The sequence below is a fragment of the Marinilactibacillus sp. GCM10026970 genome, from assembly GCF_042660675.1.
GTDB lineage: Bacteria > Bacillota > Bacilli > Lactobacillales > Carnobacteriaceae_A > Marinilactibacillus.
This window is the reverse complement of the sequence record NZ_JBHSUL010000034.1, coordinates 152,410-173,040: the sequence shown is the minus strand read 5'-3', so window position 1 is coordinate 173,040 and position 20,631 is coordinate 152,410. Positions and strand designations below refer to the sequence as shown.

The following is a 20,631-nucleotide window of genomic DNA, read 5'->3' as shown; positions in this document are numbered from 1 at the left end:
GAATTTGAGTAACGGAACAATCGTTAGTGTTTCCGGACCTTTAGTTACGGCTAAAGATATGGAATCAGCTAATATACAAGATATTTGCCGAGTAGGTAATTTAGGATTGATTGGTGAAATCATTGAGATGCGAGGAGATATCGCATCTATTCAGGTATATGAAGAAACTTCAATGGTTGGACCTGGTGAAAAAGTTGAAACAACTGGAGAACCATTGTCAGTTGAGCTTGCACCGGGAATGATTGCACAAATGTTTGATGGGATTCAACGACCATTAGATGAATTTATGGATAAAACACAAAGTAACTTCTTGGAACGTGGTATGGAAATCAAGCCACTGAATAGAGATAAAGAATGGGAATTCACAGCTACAGTTGAAGTAGGAACTGAAGTTGTCACTGGAGACATATTAGGTACTGTTCAAGAGACTAGTGTATTAGAACACAGAATCATGGTACCAAACGGTGTCAGTGGAACAGTTAAATCAATAGCTAGTGGAACGTATAAACTTACAGATCCACTATATGTTATTGAAACTGAAAATGGCGAGAAAGAATTCACAATGATTCAAAAATGGCCAGTTAGACGCGGCCGTCCAATTCAACGTAAATTAAACCCAGTTGAACCATTAATTACTGGACAGCGTGTTATTGATACATTATTCCCTGTTGCAAAAGGTGGAGCAGCTGCAGTTCCTGGACCATTTGGTGCTGGAAAAACAGTTGTACAACACCAAATTGCTAAATGGGCAGATGTAGATTTAGTTGTTTATGTTGGTTGTGGAGAACGTGGTAATGAAATGACGGACGTTATCAACGAGTTCCCTGAATTGATTGATCCTAATACTGGAAAATCAATCATGGAGAGAACAGTATTGATTGCAAACACTTCTAACATGCCCGTTGCGGCACGTGAAGCTTCTATCTATACAGGTATCACAATCGCTGAGTACTTCCGTGATATGGGTTACTCAGTAGCTATCATGGCCGATTCAACATCTCGTTGGGCAGAAGCACTTCGTGAAATGTCTGGTCGTCTAGAAGAGATGCCAGGGGATGAAGGATATCCAGCATATCTAGGTAGTCGTCTAGCTGAATACTATGAAAGAGCTGGTAAAGTTGTTTCTTTAGGTTCTACAGGACGTGAAGGATCAATCACAGCAATCGGAGCTGTTTCACCTCCAGGTGGAGATACTTCAGAGCCGGTTACACAAAATACTTTGCGTGTAGCTAAAGTTTACTGGGGTCTTGATTCGTCACTTGCACAAAGACGTCACTTCCCATCTATCAACTGGTTAAGCTCATATTCATTATATTCAAATGAAATGAATGAATATGTTGGTAATAAACTAAGTGTTGACTGGAACAGTAAAGTTACACGAGTGAAATCTTTACTACAAGATGAGTCAGAACTTCAAGAAATCGTTCGTTTAGTTGGGGTTGAGTCTTTATCTGAAAAAGACAGACTGAAATTAGTTGTTGCTCGAATGATTCGTGAAGATTTCCTACAACAAAATGCGTTTGATGATGTTGATACGTATACTTCTCGTGAGAAACAATTTGAAATGATCGAAACGATTCTTGATTTCCAAGATAAAGCTCTTCGTGCAATGGACTTAGGTGCTTATTATGATGAAATCAATGAGGGTACTGAAGAAATCCGTGAAAGAATCGGACGTTCTAAATTTATCCCTGAAGAAGAACTTTCTCGTTTCGCTGATATTCGTAAACAAACAGAAGAAACGATTCAAAAGGTTATTGAAAAAGGTGGTGTAGAGTCAGATGCTTAAAGAGTATAAAACAGTTTCCGAAATAGTCGGACCCTTAATGACCGTTACCGGTGTTGAAGGTGTTAAATATGATGAACTTGTTGATATTGAACTTCAAGACGGTACTAGAAGACGTGGACAAGTACTTGAAATTAACGGTGAAAATGCTGTTGTTCAATTATTTGAAGGGTCAACTGGTATTAACTTGAAAGATACTAAAGTACGTTTTTTAGGTAGACCTCTATCACTAGACGTATCTGAAGACATGATAGGTCGTACGTTTGATGGAATGGGTCGCGTAAATGATGGTGGACCAGACCTTATCCCTGAAAAAAGTTTAGACATCAATGGTATTGCAATCAACCCGATTGCACGTAACTATCCAGATGAATTTATTCAAACTGGTATCTCAACGATCGATCATTTGAATACTTTGGTTCGTGGACAAAAACTACCTGTGTTTTCTGCATCTGGTTTACCACACAAAGAGCTTGCGGCTCAAATCGCTAGACAAGCAAGTGTTACAAATTCTGATGACAAATTTGCCGTTGTATTTGCTGCAATTGGTATTACGTTTGAAGAAGCAGAATTCTTCATGGAAGATTTCAAGAAAACCGGCGCAATCGATCGTTCAGTATTATTTGTCAACTTGGCAGATGATCCTGCAATCGAACGTATTGCAACACCTCGTATGGCACTAACAGCTGCTGAATATTTAGCTTTTGAGAAAGATATGCACGTTTTAGTTATCATGACTGATATGACAAACTATGCGGAAGCACTTCGTGAAATCTCTGCCGCTAGACGTGAAGTTCCTGGTCGTCGTGGATATCCTGGTTACTTGTATACCAACTTGGCAACATTATATGAGCGTGCTGGACGTTTGGAAGGATCTAAAGGATCTGTTACTCAAATCCCAATCCTGACAATGCCTGAAGAAGATATCACGCACCCGATTCCCGATTTAACAGGTTACATCACAGAAGGACAAATCATTTTGTCTCGTGACCTATTCAACCAAGGGTATCAGCCACCAATCGATGTACTGCCGTCTCTTTCTCGTTTGAAAGACAAAGGTACAGGTGAAGGTAAAACGCGTGAAGACCACTCAGCTACAATGAACCAGATTTTCTCCGCTTATGCACAAGGTAAAGAAGCAAAAGAATTATCTGCAGTACTTGGGGAAGCGGCTTTGTCTAAGAGTGACCGTAGTTATGTTGAATTTACGAACAAATTCGAGAAAGAATACGTAAATCAAGGTAACTATGCAAACCGTTCGATTCAAGAAACACTTGATTTAGGATGGGACTTACTGAAAGTCTTACCACGTGGTGAACTGAAACGTATCAAGGATGATATGCTGGATAAATATTTACCAAAAGGAGAGTGAGGTAAATGGCTAGATTAAATGTCAACCCCACTCGAATGGAACTATCAAACCTTAAAGATCGTCTTTCGTTAGCTTCTAGAGGACATAAACTCCTCAAAGATAAGCAAGATGAACTGATGAGACGTTTCATTACGTTGATTCGTCAAAACAATGAATTGCGTATCGAAGTGGAAGAAAAACTATCTAAAGCTATGCAATCTTTTGCGATGGCTAAGTCACTTGTTCATGAAAACTTCATTGAAGAGCTTATGGCAGTGCCGACTCAAAGTGTTAATTTAAACATTGATCAGAAAAATATCATGAGTGTTCGAGTTCCTCAAATGCATTTTCAATATGATGACAATGCCGGGGATCCAAAAGACTTAAGTTATGGCTATCTGAATTCTAATGGTGAATTAGATTTGACCTTTGAATATCTGGTTGAAGTTATGCCAGACATGCTAGAATTAGCTGAAATTGAGAAAACTTGTCAATTGATGGCTGATGAAATCGAAAAAACTAGACGTCGTGTAAATGCACTTGAATTCATGACGATTCCACAACTTGAAGAAACTATTTACTTTATTCAAATGAAACTTGATGAAGCAGAACGTGCTTCTATCACGCGTTTGATGAAAGTAAAAGACATGGGTTAAGGGATATGAAAAAGCATCGATACTTGGTATCGGTGCTTTTTTATTTGGGCTCTGTGTCAAATAGTGTTGGTAACGTTAGTTACCCTTAAGAAGATTTATCGATTTATTCGATAGATCTTCTTTTTTTGGGTTTCATTTTTAGTGAGAGAACTAAACGATTTCTAAAAGAATTGAAGCTGATAAAGCCATAAGCTGTACGTTTTATATTTTTCACCTTGTTATTAGAGCCTTCTAGCGGACCATTGGAATAGCGATATAGAAACGCTGTTTCTATATGACCTTCTTTTAAGTGATAATGTAATGTTCGCTGACTGATTCTCATTGTATTGTGATAGTCAAAAGTAGTCTGTTTTAATGTGTTTTGAAATTGGCTGTAGTTTTTTGTTTTTAAAGCATGCAAAAGATCTTGATATAAACGATAACTTTCTCCTAGTTCGCTACTAAAGCTGAGTAGTGTATCAACGACGTGTTGTTGGGTGGTTTGTCCAAAACAAGTATAGTACTTATAATCTGTACTCGACAGTGTTCGTTCCTCTTTTAATAGAAGGCGCCAATGATTTTTAAATTTATTGTAGATTCCTTTAGATGGGTAACTAGACCGATTGTATTGTTTCATCACTTTGACCCTGATTCTATTTAAAGAACGATTGATCAACTGAATGATGTGAAAACGGTCAATAATTATTTGTGCATTTGGAAAAAGCTCTCTTATAAAGAACTCATAAGCTGCGTTCATATCAATCACGACAAGTTTTACCTGCTCTCTCACTTTTAGCGAATACTTTTGAAAGTGAAGTTTGAGATAAGTTTTTCTTCTATCAGGAAGGACATCAATGACCTCATGTGTATCGCCATCGGCGTAAATGAAGCTCATTGAACCTTTCACATTTTTGACTGACTTGAATTCATCGAAAAGCAAACAAGACGGTAAAGATTGAAAGTCAGAGTAATAGGCTTGGGCAAGCGTGCAAATGACTCGCTTAACGGTAGAAGGTGACACTGTATGTTCTTCTGCTATATACTTCATCGAAAGATCTTCTCTAGATTGAAAGCCAATGTGTTGCTTTACTTTCTTAGAAATAAAGCAATGTTCTTCGACTTCTGAGGAATGAGCGGAAAAGGTTTGCATACAGGACTTACAAAAGAAACGTTGTTTCTTTAAATAAAGGCGCGTCGGATACCCAGCTACTTTATTCCAAACAAGTTTAGTTAGCTTGGTTCCATGCTTAATAATCGTGTAATCAACGTTCTTAACACCGCACTTAGGGCAATAGTTGGGTGTATAAGTGATCGTCCCCCTGACAATATTGGTTAAAACACCTTTAAGAGTTTGACGATCAATCTGAGTCAATGTGATCGATTCATCTTGGATATGAAGTAATTTTTTGATATCATAAGATTCAAGCAAGCGAGATTCCTCCTATAGATTTGGTGTGGTAACTACAGTCTATCAGAGAATCTCGCTTGTTTCATTTTACATAAAAATAGTGTTGGCGAATTCTCACCAACACTAAATATTATAGAACCTTTATTTGAAGTGATTAAAGTTGTCAAAAATCTTATCAGATTGTACTATGAATAAGAATGATCTGACTGATTAGGAGGCACCAAAGTTGATTGAAGATTTTTTCGATTTAAAAGAAAATGAAAAAAGTGCACTTGTTCTAGGCGGCGGGGGGGCAAGAGGTTCTTTCGAGATAGGTGTTTGGAAAGCGTTAAAAGAATTAAATTTTATTCCAGATATTATAACAGGAACATCAGTAGGCGCTTTAAACGGCGCTTTAATGCTTCAAGGCAATGTCGAAGAGGCTGAAACTATGTGGAAAGATATCGAAGGTTCGTCAATTCTAGACTATGAGTTTCCATTAAGTATTGATAGTTTCAATGATTATCAAAGAACATTAGGTAGTTTCTTCATTAAAGCTATTGGCTCCAAAGGATTGAGTTCAGCGCCTTTAAAAGAACTTATTAGTGAATATATTACTGATGAATCAGCTATACGCAAGTCTTCCATTGATTTTGGACTATCAGTTACAAATGATGATACTGGGGAAATAGAATTCTTTTACTTAAAAGATATACCTGAAAATCGTTTAAAAGATTACTTGTTAGCTAGTGCTTCATTATATCCAGCAATGGAAAAAACCATTATTGATGGTACGCCATACATGGATGGAGGCTATAAAAACAATATACCCTATGAGATGGTTATAGATAGAAAGCCAGATAAAATGATTGTGGTAGATTTACAAGGTCCCGGTCTTTTTAGCGTTGACCACCGAGTAGATAGTGTTCCAACTAAATGGATTCGAACACAGTGGTCATTGGGTGATTTGCTCTTGTTTAATAAAAAAAGAACCTCATTGAATATTAAATTGGGTTATTTAGAAACAATGAAGCTTTCTGATCGATACAAAGGATTCTGGTATACTTTTGAAACAGGCAGTATCGAGAAAGACTATTGTGCTTTCTATCACTCTCTCAATAAAATCATTCAGGGAAACGATTTTGATGGCTTAGAAGATTTTCTTGAGGATGAGGAATACCAGATCAATATGGTTGGAGAAATCTCAAATAAGTGGAACAAAGAAGTTACTTACAAAACACTTCCGTTAGCGATGATGGAACTGGCTGGAAAATGTTTTAGATTATTGCCTGAAGAAGCGTATGACGCTGAAGATTTTCAAAGAGAAATATTAAATAGAGTACAGTCTCTTAATAACGAGGGTTCTTTTAGTGAGCTTGCACCCGAATTTCATTTAAGTGGAACAGAATGGGCAGAAAAGATTAAAGAAAATGTTCCTTTTGTATCTGATCGTCAAATGACTTTGTTTATCTATAATACATTCAAAAATTCTACAAACGATCTTTCAAATATTTTATCCAAATTAATCGTTACTATTAAACCATTTCCTTTTATGCTGGCACTTTATATACTTTATCTCGAAGAGAAATTCGACCATTAAGTAAAATAACTAAAATAATTCCCAAAAGATTTCTATTATGTGGTAAAATTGAGGATAAGGGTTCAAACGAGAGAAATGTTTTGGGAAGGAAGTAGTAATGACTGATCGAGGATTATTGATTGTTCTATCTGGGCCGTCAGGAGTAGGCAAGGGAACAGTTAGAAAAGCCATTTTTGATAATTATAATAATGATTTTGTATACTCTGTTTCAATGACTACTAGAAAGCAAAGAACAGGCGAAGTAGAAGCGGTAGACTACTATTTTCGTACGAAAGAACAATTTGAACAATTGATTCAAGAAGATGGATTACTTGAATATGCAGAATACGTTGGTAATTATTATGGGACACCTTTAGAATATGTCAATAAAACACTAGATGAAGGCAGAGATGTTTTTCTAGAGATTGAAGTACAAGGAGCATTAAAAGTTAGAGAAAAAATGCCGGAAGGTATTTTTGTGTTCTTATCCCCACCGGATCTTGAAGAGCTGAACTCGCGTATTGTCAATCGTGGAACGGATAGTCATGAGATGATCCAAAAACGTATGACAAAAGCGGTGGAAGAATTAAAACTGATTCAATACTATGATTATGTGGTAGAAAATGATACAGTTAACAATGCAGCTAGAAAAATTCGAAATATCATTGAAAGTGAACATCTTAAGGTTACACGCAATTTAAAAGAGTTTGCAGAAATTATAGAGGAGATGGAATAATATGTTATTATATCCTTCACAAGATAAATTATTAGACAAAATCGATTCAAAATATTCGTTAGTTATTCTTGCTTCTAAAAGAGCAAAAGAAATGCAACATAGTAACAATGTAGACTTGTTAGATGACTATCAGTCTATTAAAAATGTAGGTAGAGCTCTTGAAGAAATTGAATCTGGAGATATCGTTTTAGATCCTGAAAGTATCCAACACTAAACGAGTATAAATGAACAAAACCTCTGCGGGTATTGTGTTATTGTAGAAAAGGAACCTTCTTATCTGCAATAAGCACTGGCAGAGGTTTTTTTATGACTAGCCAGTTTAAATCTATTGTCGAAAGTAAATGGAGGTCTTGAAGACATTCGTGCTATTTCTTGGTAAAATAATCTTATTAGATAAGTGAGGATGTGTAGATCATGAAAGATTTAAAAGTAGCCTTTTATGTAACGGGAGGAATTGCTGTTTACAAGTCTATCAGCTTGATGAGGGAATTCATTAAAATGGGCGCTGATGTCCAAGTTGCCATGACCCCTTCGGCTACAGAATTTGTATCGCCATTGACGTTTCAAGTGCTAAGCAAGCATGCCGTTCATATAGATACCTTTTCAGAAGAAGATCCGCACTACGTACAGCATATACATTTAGCAGACTGGGCAGATGTTTCTATCGTTGCCCCTGCTACAGCAAATACAATTGCAAAACTGGCAAATGGAATGGCTGATAATTTCGTGACTTCAGCATTGTTGGCAACAGTATCGCCAATCTTTTTAGTTCCAGCAATGAATGAGCATATGCTAGAGCATCCAGCGACGCAAAAGAATATCGAAACACTGAGAAATCGGCATCATTATGTCATGGAGCCTGAAACAGGATTTCTCGCAGAAGGCTATAGTGGTAAAGGAAGATTCCCAGAAACAGAGGCCATTATTGAAGCTTTAGAAGGTTTTTTGATGGAATTCAGAGAAAACTTGCCATTAAAAGGGAAAAAAGTAGTGGTTACTGCGGGAGGAACGAAGGAAAGAATCGATCCGGTTCGTTTTATCTCAAATGATTCGTCAGGAAAAATGGGACATGCGCTTGCGGAAGCCGCATGGAGTGCAGGTGCAGAAGTGACTTTGATAACGGTGAGTGATTTACCATCACGTAAACAGATTAACCGAATTCAAATTGATTCTGCTGCACAGATGTATGAAGCCGTTAATCAAGCGTTTCAAGAAATAGACGTGCTGATTATGGCGGCTGCTGTTTCAGACTATGCGCCTTTAAAAGTTGAAGAACATAAAATGAAAAAACAAAATCAGTTAACGATTGAATTGAAAAAAAATCCAGATATCTTAAAAGAAATGGGTAAAAAGAAAACAAAACAATTTCTAATTGGGTTTGCCGCAGAAACAGAAAACATTGAAACCTATGCTTTGAAAAAGTTGACTGAAAAAAATGCGGATTTAATCGTAGCAAACGATGTTGGTAAAAAAGACAGAGGCTTCAATTCCAATCATAATGAAGTCACAATATATTCAGACATTAATCAGCCTGTAACAATCAAATTATCCAAGAAAGCAGAAATTGCTCAAAGTATCATTGAAATACTGATCGAACGTTTAGAATGAAAGGAAGACCAAAATGCCTTACGTAGCCGAAGTAATTGTTGATGTCCCAGTACTGCAGACAAATAGACCTTTTCACTATGATATTCCTCAAGCGTTCGAACAGCGTCTAGAACCAGGGATGAGAGTAGTGGTTCCATTTGGTAATGGGTCTCGATTAGTACAAGGGTTCGTTACAAATATATTTGATTCGAGCGATTATGAAGGAGAGCTCAAAGAACTCGATGAGTTGATGGATCTTGCGCCAGTTTTAAAACCGGAATTGATTCAACTTGGCGAATATATGGCTAGAAGTACGTATAGTTTTCAAATTAGTTGCTATCAAACCATGCTTCCCGCAGTACTAAGAGCAAAATACGAAAAAACAGTCACTGTTGTCGATGATATCGATGAAGAGTTGTTTTTTGAATTATTCAAAGGTAAAGATACCTTGTCTTGGGAAGAAGTAATTGATCGAAATTTAGTCAAGCAGATGCTGGAACTTAAAGCTGCAGATAAAGTAGAGGTCAATTACAATGTTAAGGATAAGCGTACGAAGAAAACGGTTAAGAAAATCAAACCTGTATTAAGTTTTGAACAATTGGAAGAAATGCGTGAAACACTTAGACAAAATGCTAAAAAGCAAATTGCTTTGATTCATGTTTTACAATCAATGGAAGAAAATGAATGGGTTGATACGAAGTGGATCAAGGAAGAATACGGGATTTCACTTTCTGCTATCAATGAAGCTCAGAAAAAAGGCTGGCTAGAGATCAAAGATGTTGAGGTTTATCGAGATCCTTTTAAAAATATTAATATAGATAAAAGCCATCATTTGAAGCTTAACGATGAACAGCAAGTAGCCTATAATCAGATATCTAAAAAACTGGACAGCAAAGAACACCAAGTATTTTTGTTGAAAGGTATAACGGGTAGCGGAAAAACAGAAGTTTATCTTCAGACGATTTCAAAAGTTATTGATCAAGATCAAGGAGCATTAATGCTCGTTCCAGAAATTGCATTAACACCTCAAATGGTATACAGATTCAAAAGTCGATTTGGGGAAAAGGTAGCTGTACTGCACAGTGGACTTTCGGAAGGTGAAAAGTACGATGAATGGCGCAAAATCAATAATGGAGAAGCGTCAGTTGTTGTAGGCGCTAGATCCAGTGTATTTGCACCATTGAAAAAAATTGGCTTGATCATCATTGATGAAGAACATGAAACGAGCTACAAGCAGGAAGAAAACCCAAGATATCATGCGAGAGATATTGCAATATGGCGAGGTAATTTCCACAACTGTCCAGTCATTTTAGGAAGTGCGACGCCATCCTTAGAATCTAGCGCAAGGGCAAGTAAAGGCGTTTATACATTACTTGAATTAAATGAACGGGCAAATAAAAAAGCTTTACCAGAAGTAAAAATCATTGATATGCGAGAAGAAGCCAAGATAGGGAATCGAAGCAACTTCTCGATGGAATTACAGTCAGCGATAAAAGATCGAATAGAGAAAAATGAGCAGGCTGTTTTGATGTTGAATAGGAGGGGATACTCTTCATTCGTGATGTGCCGAGACTGTGGATTTGTGTTGGAGTGCCCGAACTGTGATATTTCTCAAACACTGCATATGGACACAAAAACCATGAAATGTCATTACTGCGGACATGAAGAAGGTATTCCATCTATCTGTCCAAGTTGTCGTAGTAAGAGTATCCGTTATTTTGGAACGGGAACGCAAAAAGTTCAAGAGGAATTACAAGAACTCTTTCCAGAAGCTAAAATTCTTAGAATGGATGTAGATACGACTAGAAGAAAAGGCGCTCATGAGCGGTTGCTGAGTGATTTTGGCGATAAAAAAGCCGATATTTTGCTAGGTACTCAAATGATCGCAAAAGGTCTGGATTTTCCAGATGTTACATTAGTAGGGGTAATCAACGCAGATACATCATTAGGATTACCAGATTTCAGATCAGCGGAAAAAACTTTTCAACTACTTACACAAGTCAGTGGACGAGCTGGTAGAGCTGAAAAAATAGGGAAAGTCTATGTACAGTCATTTAATCCAGACCATTATGCCATTCAATACGCAAAGAGACATGACTATAATGCATTTTATAAAAGAGAAATGCAGTTAAGGCATATCAGTGATTATAGTCCTTATTATTTTCTAGTCAGTATATCTGTCAGCCATGAAAATGAAATGACTGCCGCAAAAAAAATCGGAGAATTTATGCACTTTATTAAGCCGGTCCTGAGTGATAAAGCGATCGTTTTGGGACCAACTCCTAAATCAATTGCTAGAACACACAATCGTTATCATTTTCAAGCCCTTATAAAATATAAAAAAGAGTCAGCGTTGTCTGAAAGATTGCATGAATTGTTGATGAATAGTCAAAAAGATCAGGCTAAGGGTCTTTTCGTTTCAATTGATGCGCAACCCATGAACTTCATTTAAAGAATCAATTATTAGGAGGAACACTGTGTATAAAATTGTCTTTATGGGAACCCCTCAGTTCTCAGTCCCTATATTAAAAGCACTATCGGAATCAGATCAAGTTGAAATTGTTGCTGTTGTTACACAACCAGATAGAAAAGTAGGACGGAAAAAAGTTCTGACACCACCACCCGTCAAAGCTTTGGCGATAGAACTGAATCTACCAGTCTATCAACCAGAAAAATTATCCGGATCTGAAGAAATGCAGCAAATTCTTGATTTGCAACCAGATTTATTGATAACAGCTGCTTATGGACAATACGTTCCAACTAAATTACTTTATACTCCAGAATTCAAATCCATTAATGTTCACGCATCTCTTCTTCCAAAATATCGTGGTGCTGCACCCATCCATTCAGCGATAATCAATGGAGATGATGAGACGGGTGTTACGATTATGTACATGGAAAAAGAAATGGATGCTGGAAATATTATTGCTCAACAGACAATTCCTATTACGAAACAAGACGATGTAGGGTCAATGTTTGAAAAATTGAGTCTTTTGGGAAGGGATACATTGATAGAGGTATTACCAGCTATTTTCAATAAAACGAATCCTTCCATTGAGCAAGATCCAAATGAAGTGACTTATGCACCTATGATTCACTCAGAGCAGGAAAAAATCGACTTCAATCAAACATCTGAAGAAATCGATTGTAAAGTGAGAGGGTTAAGACCATTCCCAGGTTCTCATACTTATCTACAGGGAAAAAGAATGAAGATATGGTCAGTTAACCCAATTGAAGGTACAGCTACAAAAGAAGCAGGAATAATTGAAGAAATTCGCAAAGAGGCTATTGTGGTTGCCTGTGGTAAAAAAACATTGATTGAGCTGCTCGAAATTCAACCCTTCGGGAAACAGAAAATGAAAACAAGAGATTACCTTGTTGGCGCAGGTAGTCAACTGAAAGAAGGATGTAACTTTGGCGAATAATACTATTAGAAATAGTAGCCGCTATCTGGCTATGACTATACTTGAAAAAGTGAATACTAAAGGAGCATTTAGTAATATTGTCTTGAATCAGACAATTGAAAAATATGCGCTATCAAGAGAAGACAGTAATTTATTAACGGAACTAGTTTATGGTGTGATTCAGAGAAAACGAACGCTTGATTATACATTAGAGCCTTTTCTTGATCAGAAAAAAAAGTTAGAAAACTGGGTACTAGAACTTTTGAGACTTTCAGTGTATCAATTACATTACCTTGAACGCATTCCAGATCATGCTGTCCTGAATGAAGCCGTGAACATTGCTAAATCCAGAGGGCATAAAGGAATTGCTGGATTAGTGAATGGTGTGCTTAGAAATGTCTTGAGAAGTGAAAAACCGGATTTCCTCAAAATTGAAGATCCAATTAAAAGACTAGGGATTCAATACAGCTTACCCGATTGGATGATTGAAACGACAATAAACAAAATCGGGATTGAAGAAACTGAGAAATACGCACAATCTCTTTCTGAAAAATCAAAAGTCAGTTTAAGAGTAAATAGGAAACAGATTACAATAGAAGACGCTATTGAGCAATTAACCGCAGAAGGGTATACCGTTAAGAGAAGCATCGTATCTCCTGAGGGCCTGATCAGTGAAAGTGGTTTACCTGCAAAATCTGAACTGTTCAAGTCAGGTAAACTGACAATTCAAGACGAAAGTTCGATGCTAGTAGCGCCATCGCTTCAATTAGAACCAGGAGATAAAGTCCTGGATGCCTGTGCAGCACCCGGTGGAAAAACGACCCATATCGCTTCTTTTTTAGATGCACAAGTTGGTGGAGAAGTGCTGGCACTTGATCTTCACAAACATAAAATCAAACTCATTGAAGACAATGCGAAGAGACAGAACGTAGAAGCCGTCGTTAAAGCCAAGAACATAGATGCACGTAAAATCGGTGAGGAAGTTCAATCAGAATCGTTTGATAAAATCCTGGTTGATGCGCCTTGTTCGGGCTTAGGTTTAATGAGGAGAAAACCTGAAATCAGATATTCCAAAACATTGGAGGATCTGAGATCTTTGAAAAAAATACAAATCGATATTTTGACACACATGGCCCCTTTGTTAAAAGCAAAAGGTCGACTAGTTTATAGTACGTGTACTATTACACCAGAAGAAAACGAAGAAGTTATTCAAGCTTTCCTAGAAAAGCATCCTGATTTCAAAGTAGAACCAGTAACGTTAGAAAATAACCAATTAAAATTGGATAGTGACGATATGTTAAGGCTGTATCCTCATGAATATCAAACGGATGGTTTCTTTATCTGTTCATTAGTTAAAGATAATTGATACTTGTACATCTACAAAAAATAAGACATACTACTAGTTAAAAGCACCTATCCAATGATTTGGGTAGGTACATAGAGGCCAGAATAAAGCACGTTATTTATAAATCAGAGGTGAACGAAACTGAACATTACAACTAGATCTAATATTGGTAAGCGAGATTCAAATCAAGACTATGTTTCTACGTTTGTTAATGCAGATAATCAAGCATTAGCTGTTCTATGTGACGGAATGGGCGGGCATAATGCCGGTGATATTGCGAGTGAAATGGCTGTTTTACAGCTAGGAAATAGCTGGGAACAGTCTGATTTTAAAAATAAAGATATTAAAGCTGTAGAAGACTGGTTTCAAAATCATATTAATGAAGAAAATAAGAGGATTTATGATGCTGCCAATATATTTAAAGACTTGCAAGGTATGGGGACAACACTAGTTGCAGCTGCTGTATTTGAAGAAATGACGGTAATCGCAAATATTGGGGATAGTAGAGCGTATATTGTAGAAGAAACTTCTATTACGCGCATCACAGAAGACCACTCTTTTGCCAATGAATTGAAAATGACGGGGCAAATAACAGAGGAAGAAGCATTAACGCACGAGAAGCGAAATACACTTACACGTTCTCTGGGTGTTCGCTCTGAAGTGAAAATTGACTTTTTCAGTTTTTCTAATTCTGGAAAGCAGTTACTGCTACTTTGTTCTGATGGATTGACGAATGCTGTAAGTGAAAAAGATATCCTTTCAACTGTTTCTAAAAACAAAAGTGATGCATCTAAAGCAGATGAATTAATTGAAAAAGCTTTAAAGAATGGCGCAACGGATAATATTACGGTATGTCTGCTAGATCTTGCTCCACAAAGCCTAGGTCTTGAGCATACAGTAGAAAAAAAGGAGGGGAATTAGATGGAGACTGGAGAAAGAATTAATGGAAGGTACAAAGTCATCAAAAGTATTGGTGCAGGTGGTATGGCTAAAGTCTACCTTGCTAAGGACCTTATCCTGGAAAGAGACGTTGCTGTTAAGTTAATGGCTTATAATTTTCATAATGACGAAAACAGTATTAGAAGATTTAAAAGAGAAGCACTTGCAACGACAGAGCTCGTCCATCCAAATATTGTGAATATTTATGATGTTGGAGAAGATGAAAATCCTTATATTGTAATGGAATACGTAGAAGGCACAGATTTGAAGCAATATATTCATGATCATCATCCAATTCCTTACAAGAAATCAATTGGTATAATGAGTCAAATACTGGATGCTGTTCGGTACGCTCATCAGCACCATATTATTCATAGAGATATCAAGCCACAAAATATTTTAATTGATCATCATGATTCAGTAAAAATAACCGATTTCGGTATAGCTGTGGCGCTTTCTCAAAACTCTATTACGCAAACCAATTCTTTACTAGGTTCTGTTCATTACCTGTCTCCTGAACAAGCACGTGGAAGTATGGCCACCAAGCAGTCGGACATTTATTCATTAGGGATTTTATTGTTTGAATTACTGACAGGAGATGTTCCATTTGATGGAGAGTCTGCTGTTTCAATTGCATTGAAACATTTCCAAAATGAGCTACCGTCAATCAGAGATATTGATAACCGTATTCCACAACCATTGGAAAATGTTGTTTTAAAAGCAACGGCAAAAGAAGCGAGCCAACGCTATCAGACCATTGACGAGATGAAAGAAGATCTGATGACGGCACTTTCTCCTGAGAGAGCTAGTGAAAGCAAGTTTGTACCAAGAGACTCTGATAAAGAAGATACCATGGTCATTACACCAATTGTAGTACCTGATCAACCAGAACAGAATCAGTCAGAAAGTGAAGTTAACCAGAACGCTAATGATCAACAGGCTGAAGAAAAGACACCCCCTAAAAAACGTAAAAAAAGAAAATGGATCTGGTTGGTACTGATCCTTTTATTCTTAACCTTCGTTATAGGGGCCATTGGATTTTTTACAAGACCTGGAGAAGTCACAGTTCCAGAACTTGCTGGAATGACACAAGAAGAGGCTGAAGAACGATTAACGGAGTTAAACTTAACATTTGGCGAACCGATAGAGCAGACTAGTGAAGAGGTAGAATCAGGCGATGTGATTCGTTCTAATCCGGCAGCTGGCTCTACACTGAGAGAAGAAGCTGAAGTTATTCTGTATGTTAGTATTGGACAAGAACCTTATGAAGTTGAAGACTATGAAGGTGAAGTCTACGAAGACATTCGGGCAGAACTGACTACATTAGGATTTACTGTTGAAAGTGTTCAACAAAGTAGTGATACAATAGCAGAAGGAAATATCATTTCTCAAGATATCGAAGCTGGAGAAGAAGTCATTCCAGGAGAAACTACCATCACGCTAACTGTTAGTACAGGACAGGCCGGTTATACTTTAAGAGATTTAACTGGATATTCAGAAGCGGGTGTTTTAGACTATGCAGATGAACTGGGTTTATCCGTATCGAGTACAGATGAACCGAGTGATGAAATTCCTGCTGGACAAGTCAGTAGTCAGTCACCGGAAGCTGGAACAACCATTTATTCAGGAAGACGTATTTCAGTTGTGTTTTCTACAGGACCAGAAGAAGTCTCACAATCGACATTTGATGAGGGGATCATTATTCCTTACGAACCAGTAGAAGAAGAGCCCGATCAGGATCAAGATCCAGAATCTGGAGAGGAAGAAGAGCCAGCGCCAGAACCTGTGCCAAATCTGATTAGAATCTATATAGAAGATGCAGAAAACTCAATGGATACAGTTTTTAAAGAATATGAGATTACTGAGGATACTCCTGAAATCTTAAGTTTTGTTGTTGAAGAAGGACAATCTGCTAGTTATAGAGTAGAACGTGACGGCGAAGTTATAATGGAAGAATCTGGCTTAACGGAATAAGCTTATTAGAAGGGAAGGAACTATTTGCGAAAAGGACAAATAACAAAGGCACTTAGTGGATTTTATTATGTAACGGATGAGTCCAAAACAATCTATCAAACTAGGGCTAGAGGTGTTTTTAGAAATCAGAATCTAACGCCTTTGGTTGGAGATTATGTGGAATTCGAAAGTAGCAACTTAACAGAAGGCGTTATTCAAAATCTTCTTGATCGAAAAAATGAATTAACAAGACCTCAAGTAGCCAATGTGGATGTAGGCATTATCATCATGTCAGCAATTGATCCTGGATTTTCGACGCAACTTCTAGACCGATTTTTAGTCATGCTTGAATCCAAACATATAGAGCCAGTTATTTTTATAACAAAATTGGATCTATTGACTGAAGAGCAAAGACTAGAAATGCTTCAATACCAAAAAGACTATACTAAGATTGGCTATCAGTTTATTCTCGCAAAAGAGTCTGAAACGAATAAAAAAGAACAAGTTGAAAAAATTTTCAGGGATCAATTTGGAGGCAAGTTGATTGTCTTTATTGGACAATCTGGAGCGGGTAAGTCAACGTTATTGAACACGATAGACGGCTCGCTCGAGTTGAAAACTGGAGAAACGTCTAAATCTTTGGGTAGGGGTAAGCACACGACTAGACATGTTGAATTGATTCCATTGATGAATAGTCTGATAGCAGATACTCCAGGATTCAGTTCATTGAATTTCGATGATATTGAAGCGGAAGAATTGACAGAATATTTCCCTGAGATGTGGGAATTAAGATCAGAATGTAAATTCAGTGGTTGTATTCACTTAGATGAACCTAAGTGTGCCGTAAAAGATGCTGTTGATCAGCATACAATCTCACAATATAGATATGATCATTACTTGCTTTTCTTGGAAGAAATAAAGAACAGAAAACCACGTTATAAGAAAAAAGGAGCGTTTTAATGAAGATAGCACCTTCGATTTTAAGTGCAGATTTTTCTAGACTAAAAGAACAAATTGCTTTAGTTGAACAAGGCGGAGCGGATTGGATCCATGTGGACGTTATGGACGGTCATTTTGTTCCCAATATCACTTTTGGCTATAATGTTGTAGAGGCTATCAGACCGCATACTTCTCTACCTCTTGATTGCCATTTAATGATTGAGAATCCTGAAAATTATATTGAAGATTTTGCAAAAGCAGGCGCAGATTATATTTCTGTTCACTTTGAAAGTACCCCCCATATCCATCGGGCATTACAACTCATTAAAACGCACGGCGTGAAAGCAGGAATCGTCATTAATCCTGGAACTTCAGTTGATGCCATTAAGCCTCTACTTCATATGGTCGACATGGTACTAGTTATGACGGTCAATCCAGGATTTGGTGGACAAAGTTTCTTACCTGAAACGACACAAAAAATTAGTGAATTGGACGCGATTAGAAAAGATCAGCAATTCAATTTCCTTATTGAAGTTGATGGTGGAATCGTACCCGAAACGGCAAAACTTTGCAGAGAAGCTGGAACAGATGTATTTGTAGCGGGATCTTATGTATACGGAGCTGAAGATCCAGAAGGACAAATAACCAATTTAAAGCATGCGGTGAATTAAATGAGTGTAGTGCACATCGTATTAGGAAGTCCTGATAAGCAAAATGTACTCCCAGAAAAGAATCTTGAGGATATATATGTAGGTGTAGATAGGGGCGGACTTTTTCTAGTGGAAAAGGGGTATACGCCAGATCTAGTGTTGGGCGATTTTGATTCTATAACGGAACAAGAAAAAAGACTGATTGAGCATAAGGCAAAAAAAGTGATCCCATTCGAACCAGAAAAAGATGACACAGATGCTGAACTTAGCCTCATTTATGCAGAAAAGTTGTTCGATGTAGAGAAAATATATCTATATGGCTGGGCAGGAGGGCGTATAGACCATCTAATGAGTACGTTAATGATTCCACTACAGCCAAGGTTTAAACAGCTTGTTTCAAAATTGGTTTTTTTAGATCAGACTAATTCAATCCATTTTTATACTTCAGGAGAGTTTAGGGTTCAAAAAGAGTCTGATAAACTATACTGTTCGATCATCGGACTGACCCCTATAGAAAGACTGACGATTGGTAATGGATTTAAATATACTGTATCAGACACTCATTACGATTATCCGATTGCGTTGATTAGTAATGAATTTATAGAACCCCAGGCATTTTTCTCATTTGAAAAAGGACTCGTCGCCTTTGTGCAAAGTAGAGACAATACGCTTTAAGATCAATCAGATTTGAGGGGAATAAAATAAAAGTTGCTATAGGAAACTTTTATTCATTCTAATCAGATCTGATTTTTCTGTATCCATGAGTGTTTTAATAGGTAAATTTAAAGGAATACGGTAAAGTAAAGATAAAAGGGGTGAGCTCTATGCCGCTAGTTGTTACAAAAGACTTTCTGGATGAAATGAAAGAAAAATATGGGAACGATACAGCTGTTTCAGGTTACGCAGAACAATCAAAACTATTATCCATTCCGGTGCCCAAGTTTTACATTGTTGTACTGGATGAAATAAATCTTACGTTAATTCAACTGAACTTCAAACTAGAAGAAAAAGTTACAACAGTCATTCCTATTGATTCAATTGAAAGCTTTAATCTTAGTGGATTATATATGAAGAAAGTCGTATTTAAAACTGGGGATCAAACATATAAACTAGTGATTAGACCTACACTGATTGGTATCAAAGAACATCAAACAATATTGATTCGAAAATTAGAAATGTTGAGTCGTTAGGAAATAGATTTCTAAAGTAAATTATTTTTGATAAGCGTTAGTTGAATAAAACAACAGGTCTCTTCTAGACTGGAAGAGACCTGTTGTGTATGCTTAAATAGTATTCAAACAAAGTATGAAAAAATTTTAGGTAGAAAAGTCATTTTAAAACCCAAAAAAATAAAATTTAACTTGTATCTCTACTGATTGACCATTTTTATGTTAAAATAGAAAGGCAAAATTAACTGAGTGAAATCACGAACCATTAAATAAAATACATAGCAAGAAAGAACATCTTAAAAATCTATCTAAATTGAATGAGAAGAGGAAAGAACAAATGATCAATAGAAGAAAGTTTTTCAGGGTTAGGATAAAAGGGTTTAAAGATGCCATCATGACTCTGCCAGGGAAAAAAGATACTACATACGAAATTACGATGGTCGACATAAGTGGAAACGGGCTTTCTTTTGTAAGTAGAGAAAAGTTTTTGATATCCGAATTCCTTAAATATAATTTTCAGTTCGATTTAGAAGGTGAAAAGTTTGAGCTGGTGGGATGTATTGTGAGAAAGTACTCAGAAGACGAGGATCGATATATTCGTTACGGTGTTAAGTTAGTTTCTGTGTCGACTAAAGAAGAATCAGAATTAATCAGAAGAATTAACAAATACCAAAGTAAGCATTATCGAGACAATATCTTCGAAAATGAAGAGGCATAATCATAATGAGAAGCGAGCTCAGTGCTGGTTTCTTTTTTTTGAGCTTACAGTTCAACGAAAAAAGGATAAACAAAAAACCAACAAACATTGAATGATCAACGTTTGTTGGCTCTAAGACTCATTAAGATTTATACGCGTTCTACTTTACCTGATTTAAGGGCACGTGCAGAAACCCATACTTTTTTAGGTTGTCCATCAACCATAATACGTACTTTTTGCAAGTTTGCAGCGAAGCGACGTTTAGATTTATTGTTAGCGTGTGAGCGGTTATTTCCACTTCTAGCTTTACGTCCAGTTACGAAACATTCTTTAGTCATAATTAACTCTCCTCCTTTACGCAATAGCTTCTACGATAAGAAGCTAAATCATACTTATATAAGATACCATAGACATAACAAACAAGCAAGAAAATATTGTCATCCTTTCAAGTAATGTACCTTGACAGTGAAATGT

Annotated in this window: 19 protein-coding genes; 17 read left to right on the top strand and 2 right to left on the bottom strand. The window is 36.9% G+C overall.

The features are described 5' to 3' along the window. Nucleotides 1-4: 4 nt before the first annotated feature. The 3 genes from ACFP65_RS11600 to ACFP65_RS11590 are packed head-to-tail and all read left to right on the top strand — an operon-like array spanning nt 5 to nt 3,793. Nucleotides 5-1,789, top strand: a complete 1,785-nt coding sequence (locus ACFP65_RS11600; RefSeq protein ID WP_379918755.1) for a V-type ATP synthase subunit A — start codon at nt 5-7, stop codon at nt 1,787-1,789. Then, the gene (locus ACFP65_RS11595) at nt 1,782-3,158 is read left to right on the top strand and encodes a V-type ATP synthase subunit B (RefSeq protein ID WP_225744232.1); all 1,377 of its coding nucleotides are present in this window, start codon (nt 1,782-1,784) and stop codon (nt 3,156-3,158) included. The genes ACFP65_RS11600 and ACFP65_RS11595 overlap by 8 nt, the downstream gene beginning before the upstream one ends. Nucleotides 3,159-3,163: 5 nt before the next feature. Beyond that, entirely contained in the window at nt 3,164-3,793 is a 630-nt protein-coding gene (locus tag ACFP65_RS11590) for a V-type ATP synthase subunit D (protein ID WP_379918753.1), read from the top strand. 103 nt (nt 3,794-3,896) lie between these two features. Here the strand turns inward: ACFP65_RS11590 and ACFP65_RS11585 are convergent, their stop codons facing one another. After that, nucleotides 3,897-5,201, bottom strand: coding sequence for an ISL3 family transposase (locus ACFP65_RS11585; RefSeq protein WP_379918751.1), 1,305 nt, complete (start codon nt 5,199-5,201; stop codon nt 3,897-3,899). 205 nt (nt 5,202-5,406) lie between these two features. Between ACFP65_RS11585 and ACFP65_RS11580 the strand changes: the two genes are divergently transcribed. From ACFP65_RS11580 to ACFP65_RS11515, 14 genes are all read left to right on the top strand, one after another. After that, nucleotides 5,407-6,759: a patatin-like phospholipase family protein gene (locus ACFP65_RS11580; protein ID WP_379918749.1), complete on the top strand. Its 1,353-nt coding sequence runs from the start codon at nt 5,407-5,409 to the stop codon at nt 6,757-6,759. A 97-nt stretch (nt 6,760-6,856) separates the two neighbouring features. Next, a complete protein-coding gene (gmk, locus tag ACFP65_RS11575; RefSeq protein ID WP_225744229.1) occupies nt 6,857-7,474 on the top strand; it encodes a guanylate kinase in 618 nt (205 codons plus the stop codon). Nucleotide 7,475: 1 nt separating this feature from the next. Beyond that, entirely contained in the window at nt 7,476-7,688 is a 213-nt protein-coding gene (gene rpoZ / locus ACFP65_RS11570; protein WP_379918747.1) for a DNA-directed RNA polymerase subunit omega, read from the top strand. Nucleotides 7,689-7,888: 200 nt separating this feature from the next. Then, entirely contained in the window at nt 7,889-9,082 is a 1,194-nt protein-coding gene (gene coaBC, locus ACFP65_RS11565; protein ID WP_379918745.1) for a bifunctional phosphopantothenoylcysteine decarboxylase/phosphopantothenate--cysteine ligase CoaBC, read from the top strand. Nucleotides 9,083-9,095: 13 nt separating this feature from the next. After that, on the top strand, nt 9,096-11,513 hold the full coding sequence (priA, locus tag ACFP65_RS11560; RefSeq protein WP_379918743.1) for a primosomal protein N': 2,418 nt from the start codon (nt 9,096-9,098) through the stop codon (nt 11,511-11,513). A gap of 25 nt (nt 11,514-11,538) precedes the next feature. Continuing rightward, a complete protein-coding gene (gene fmt / locus ACFP65_RS11555) occupies nt 11,539-12,486 on the top strand; it encodes a methionyl-tRNA formyltransferase (RefSeq protein WP_379918741.1) in 948 nt (315 codons plus the stop codon). Next, on the top strand, nt 12,476-13,831 hold the full coding sequence (gene rsmB, locus ACFP65_RS11550) for a 16S rRNA (cytosine(967)-C(5))-methyltransferase RsmB (protein ID WP_379918739.1): 1,356 nt from the start codon (nt 12,476-12,478) through the stop codon (nt 13,829-13,831). The genes fmt and rsmB overlap by 11 nt, the downstream gene beginning before the upstream one ends. Nucleotides 13,832-13,951: 120 nt before the next feature. Beyond that, nucleotides 13,952-14,731, top strand: coding sequence for a Stp1/IreP family PP2C-type Ser/Thr phosphatase (locus tag ACFP65_RS11545; protein ID WP_379918817.1), 780 nt, complete (start codon nt 13,952-13,954; stop codon nt 14,729-14,731). Then, a complete protein-coding gene (gene pknB / locus ACFP65_RS11540) occupies nt 14,732-16,723 on the top strand; it encodes a Stk1 family PASTA domain-containing Ser/Thr kinase (RefSeq protein ID WP_379918737.1) in 1,992 nt (663 codons plus the stop codon). Between the two features lie 24 nt (nt 16,724-16,747). Beyond that, nucleotides 16,748-17,662 carry a ribosome small subunit-dependent GTPase A gene (rsgA, locus tag ACFP65_RS11535; protein ID WP_379918735.1) on the top strand — a complete coding sequence of 305 codons (915 nt, stop codon included), beginning with the start codon at nt 16,748-16,750 and terminating at the stop codon, nt 17,660-17,662. After that, the gene (rpe, locus tag ACFP65_RS11530; protein ID WP_379918733.1) at nt 17,662-18,312 is read left to right on the top strand and encodes a ribulose-phosphate 3-epimerase; all 651 of its coding nucleotides are present in this window, start codon (nt 17,662-17,664) and stop codon (nt 18,310-18,312) included. The genes rsgA and rpe overlap by 1 nt, the downstream gene beginning before the upstream one ends. Further along, on the top strand, nt 18,313-18,966 hold the full coding sequence (locus tag ACFP65_RS11525) for a thiamine diphosphokinase (protein ID WP_379918731.1): 654 nt from the start codon (nt 18,313-18,315) through the stop codon (nt 18,964-18,966). It begins immediately after the preceding gene. A gap of 149 nt (nt 18,967-19,115) precedes the next feature. After that, the gene (locus ACFP65_RS11520) at nt 19,116-19,481 is read left to right on the top strand and encodes a hypothetical protein (RefSeq protein WP_379918729.1); all 366 of its coding nucleotides are present in this window, start codon (nt 19,116-19,118) and stop codon (nt 19,479-19,481) included. 316 nt (nt 19,482-19,797) lie between these two features. Beyond that, entirely contained in the window at nt 19,798-20,178 is a 381-nt protein-coding gene (locus tag ACFP65_RS11515) for a PilZ domain-containing protein (protein ID WP_379918727.1), read from the top strand. Between the two features lie 128 nt (nt 20,179-20,306). On the opposite strand, the gene rpmB is transcribed toward ACFP65_RS11515, so the two are convergent. After that, nucleotides 20,307-20,495 carry a 50S ribosomal protein L28 gene (rpmB, locus tag ACFP65_RS11510; protein WP_327756476.1) on the bottom strand — a complete coding sequence of 63 codons (189 nt, stop codon included), beginning with the start codon at nt 20,493-20,495 and terminating at the stop codon, nt 20,307-20,309. Nucleotides 20,496-20,631: the final 136 nt, after the last annotated feature.

Bases quoted from the DNA above. Each gene is read 5' to 3' on its own strand.
- ACFP65_RS11520 (WP_379918729.1), top strand. From the start codon at position 19,116: ATGCCGCTAGTTGTTACAAAAGACTTTCTGGATGAAATGAAAGAAAAA.
- coaBC (WP_379918745.1), top strand. From the start codon at position 7,889: ATGAAAGATTTAAAAGTAGCCTTTTATGTAACGGGAGGAATTGCTGTT.
- ACFP65_RS11595 (WP_225744232.1), top strand. From the start codon at position 1,782: ATGCTTAAAGAGTATAAAACAGTTTCCGAAATAGTCGGACCCTTAATG.
- rpe (WP_379918733.1), top strand. From the start codon at position 17,662: ATGAAGATAGCACCTTCGATTTTAAGTGCAGATTTTTCTAGACTAAAA.
- ACFP65_RS11525 (WP_379918731.1), top strand. From the start codon at position 18,313: ATGAGTGTAGTGCACATCGTATTAGGAAGTCCTGATAAGCAAAATGTA.
- rpoZ (WP_379918747.1), top strand. From the start codon at position 7,476: ATGTTATTATATCCTTCACAAGATAAATTATTAGACAAAATCGATTCA.
- rpmB (WP_327756476.1), bottom strand. From the start codon at position 20,495: ATGACTAAAGAATGTTTCGTAACTGGACGTAAAGCTAGAAGTGGAAAT.
- priA (WP_379918743.1), top strand. From the start codon at position 9,096: ATGCCTTACGTAGCCGAAGTAATTGTTGATGTCCCAGTACTGCAGACA.
- ACFP65_RS11590 (WP_379918753.1), top strand. From the start codon at position 3,164: ATGGCTAGATTAAATGTCAACCCCACTCGAATGGAACTATCAAACCTT.
- pknB (WP_379918737.1), top strand. From the start codon at position 14,732: ATGGAGACTGGAGAAAGAATTAATGGAAGGTACAAAGTCATCAAAAGT.
- gmk (WP_225744229.1), top strand. From the start codon at position 6,857: ATGACTGATCGAGGATTATTGATTGTTCTATCTGGGCCGTCAGGAGTA.
- ACFP65_RS11515 (WP_379918727.1), top strand. From the start codon at position 19,798: ATGATCAATAGAAGAAAGTTTTTCAGGGTTAGGATAAAAGGGTTTAAA.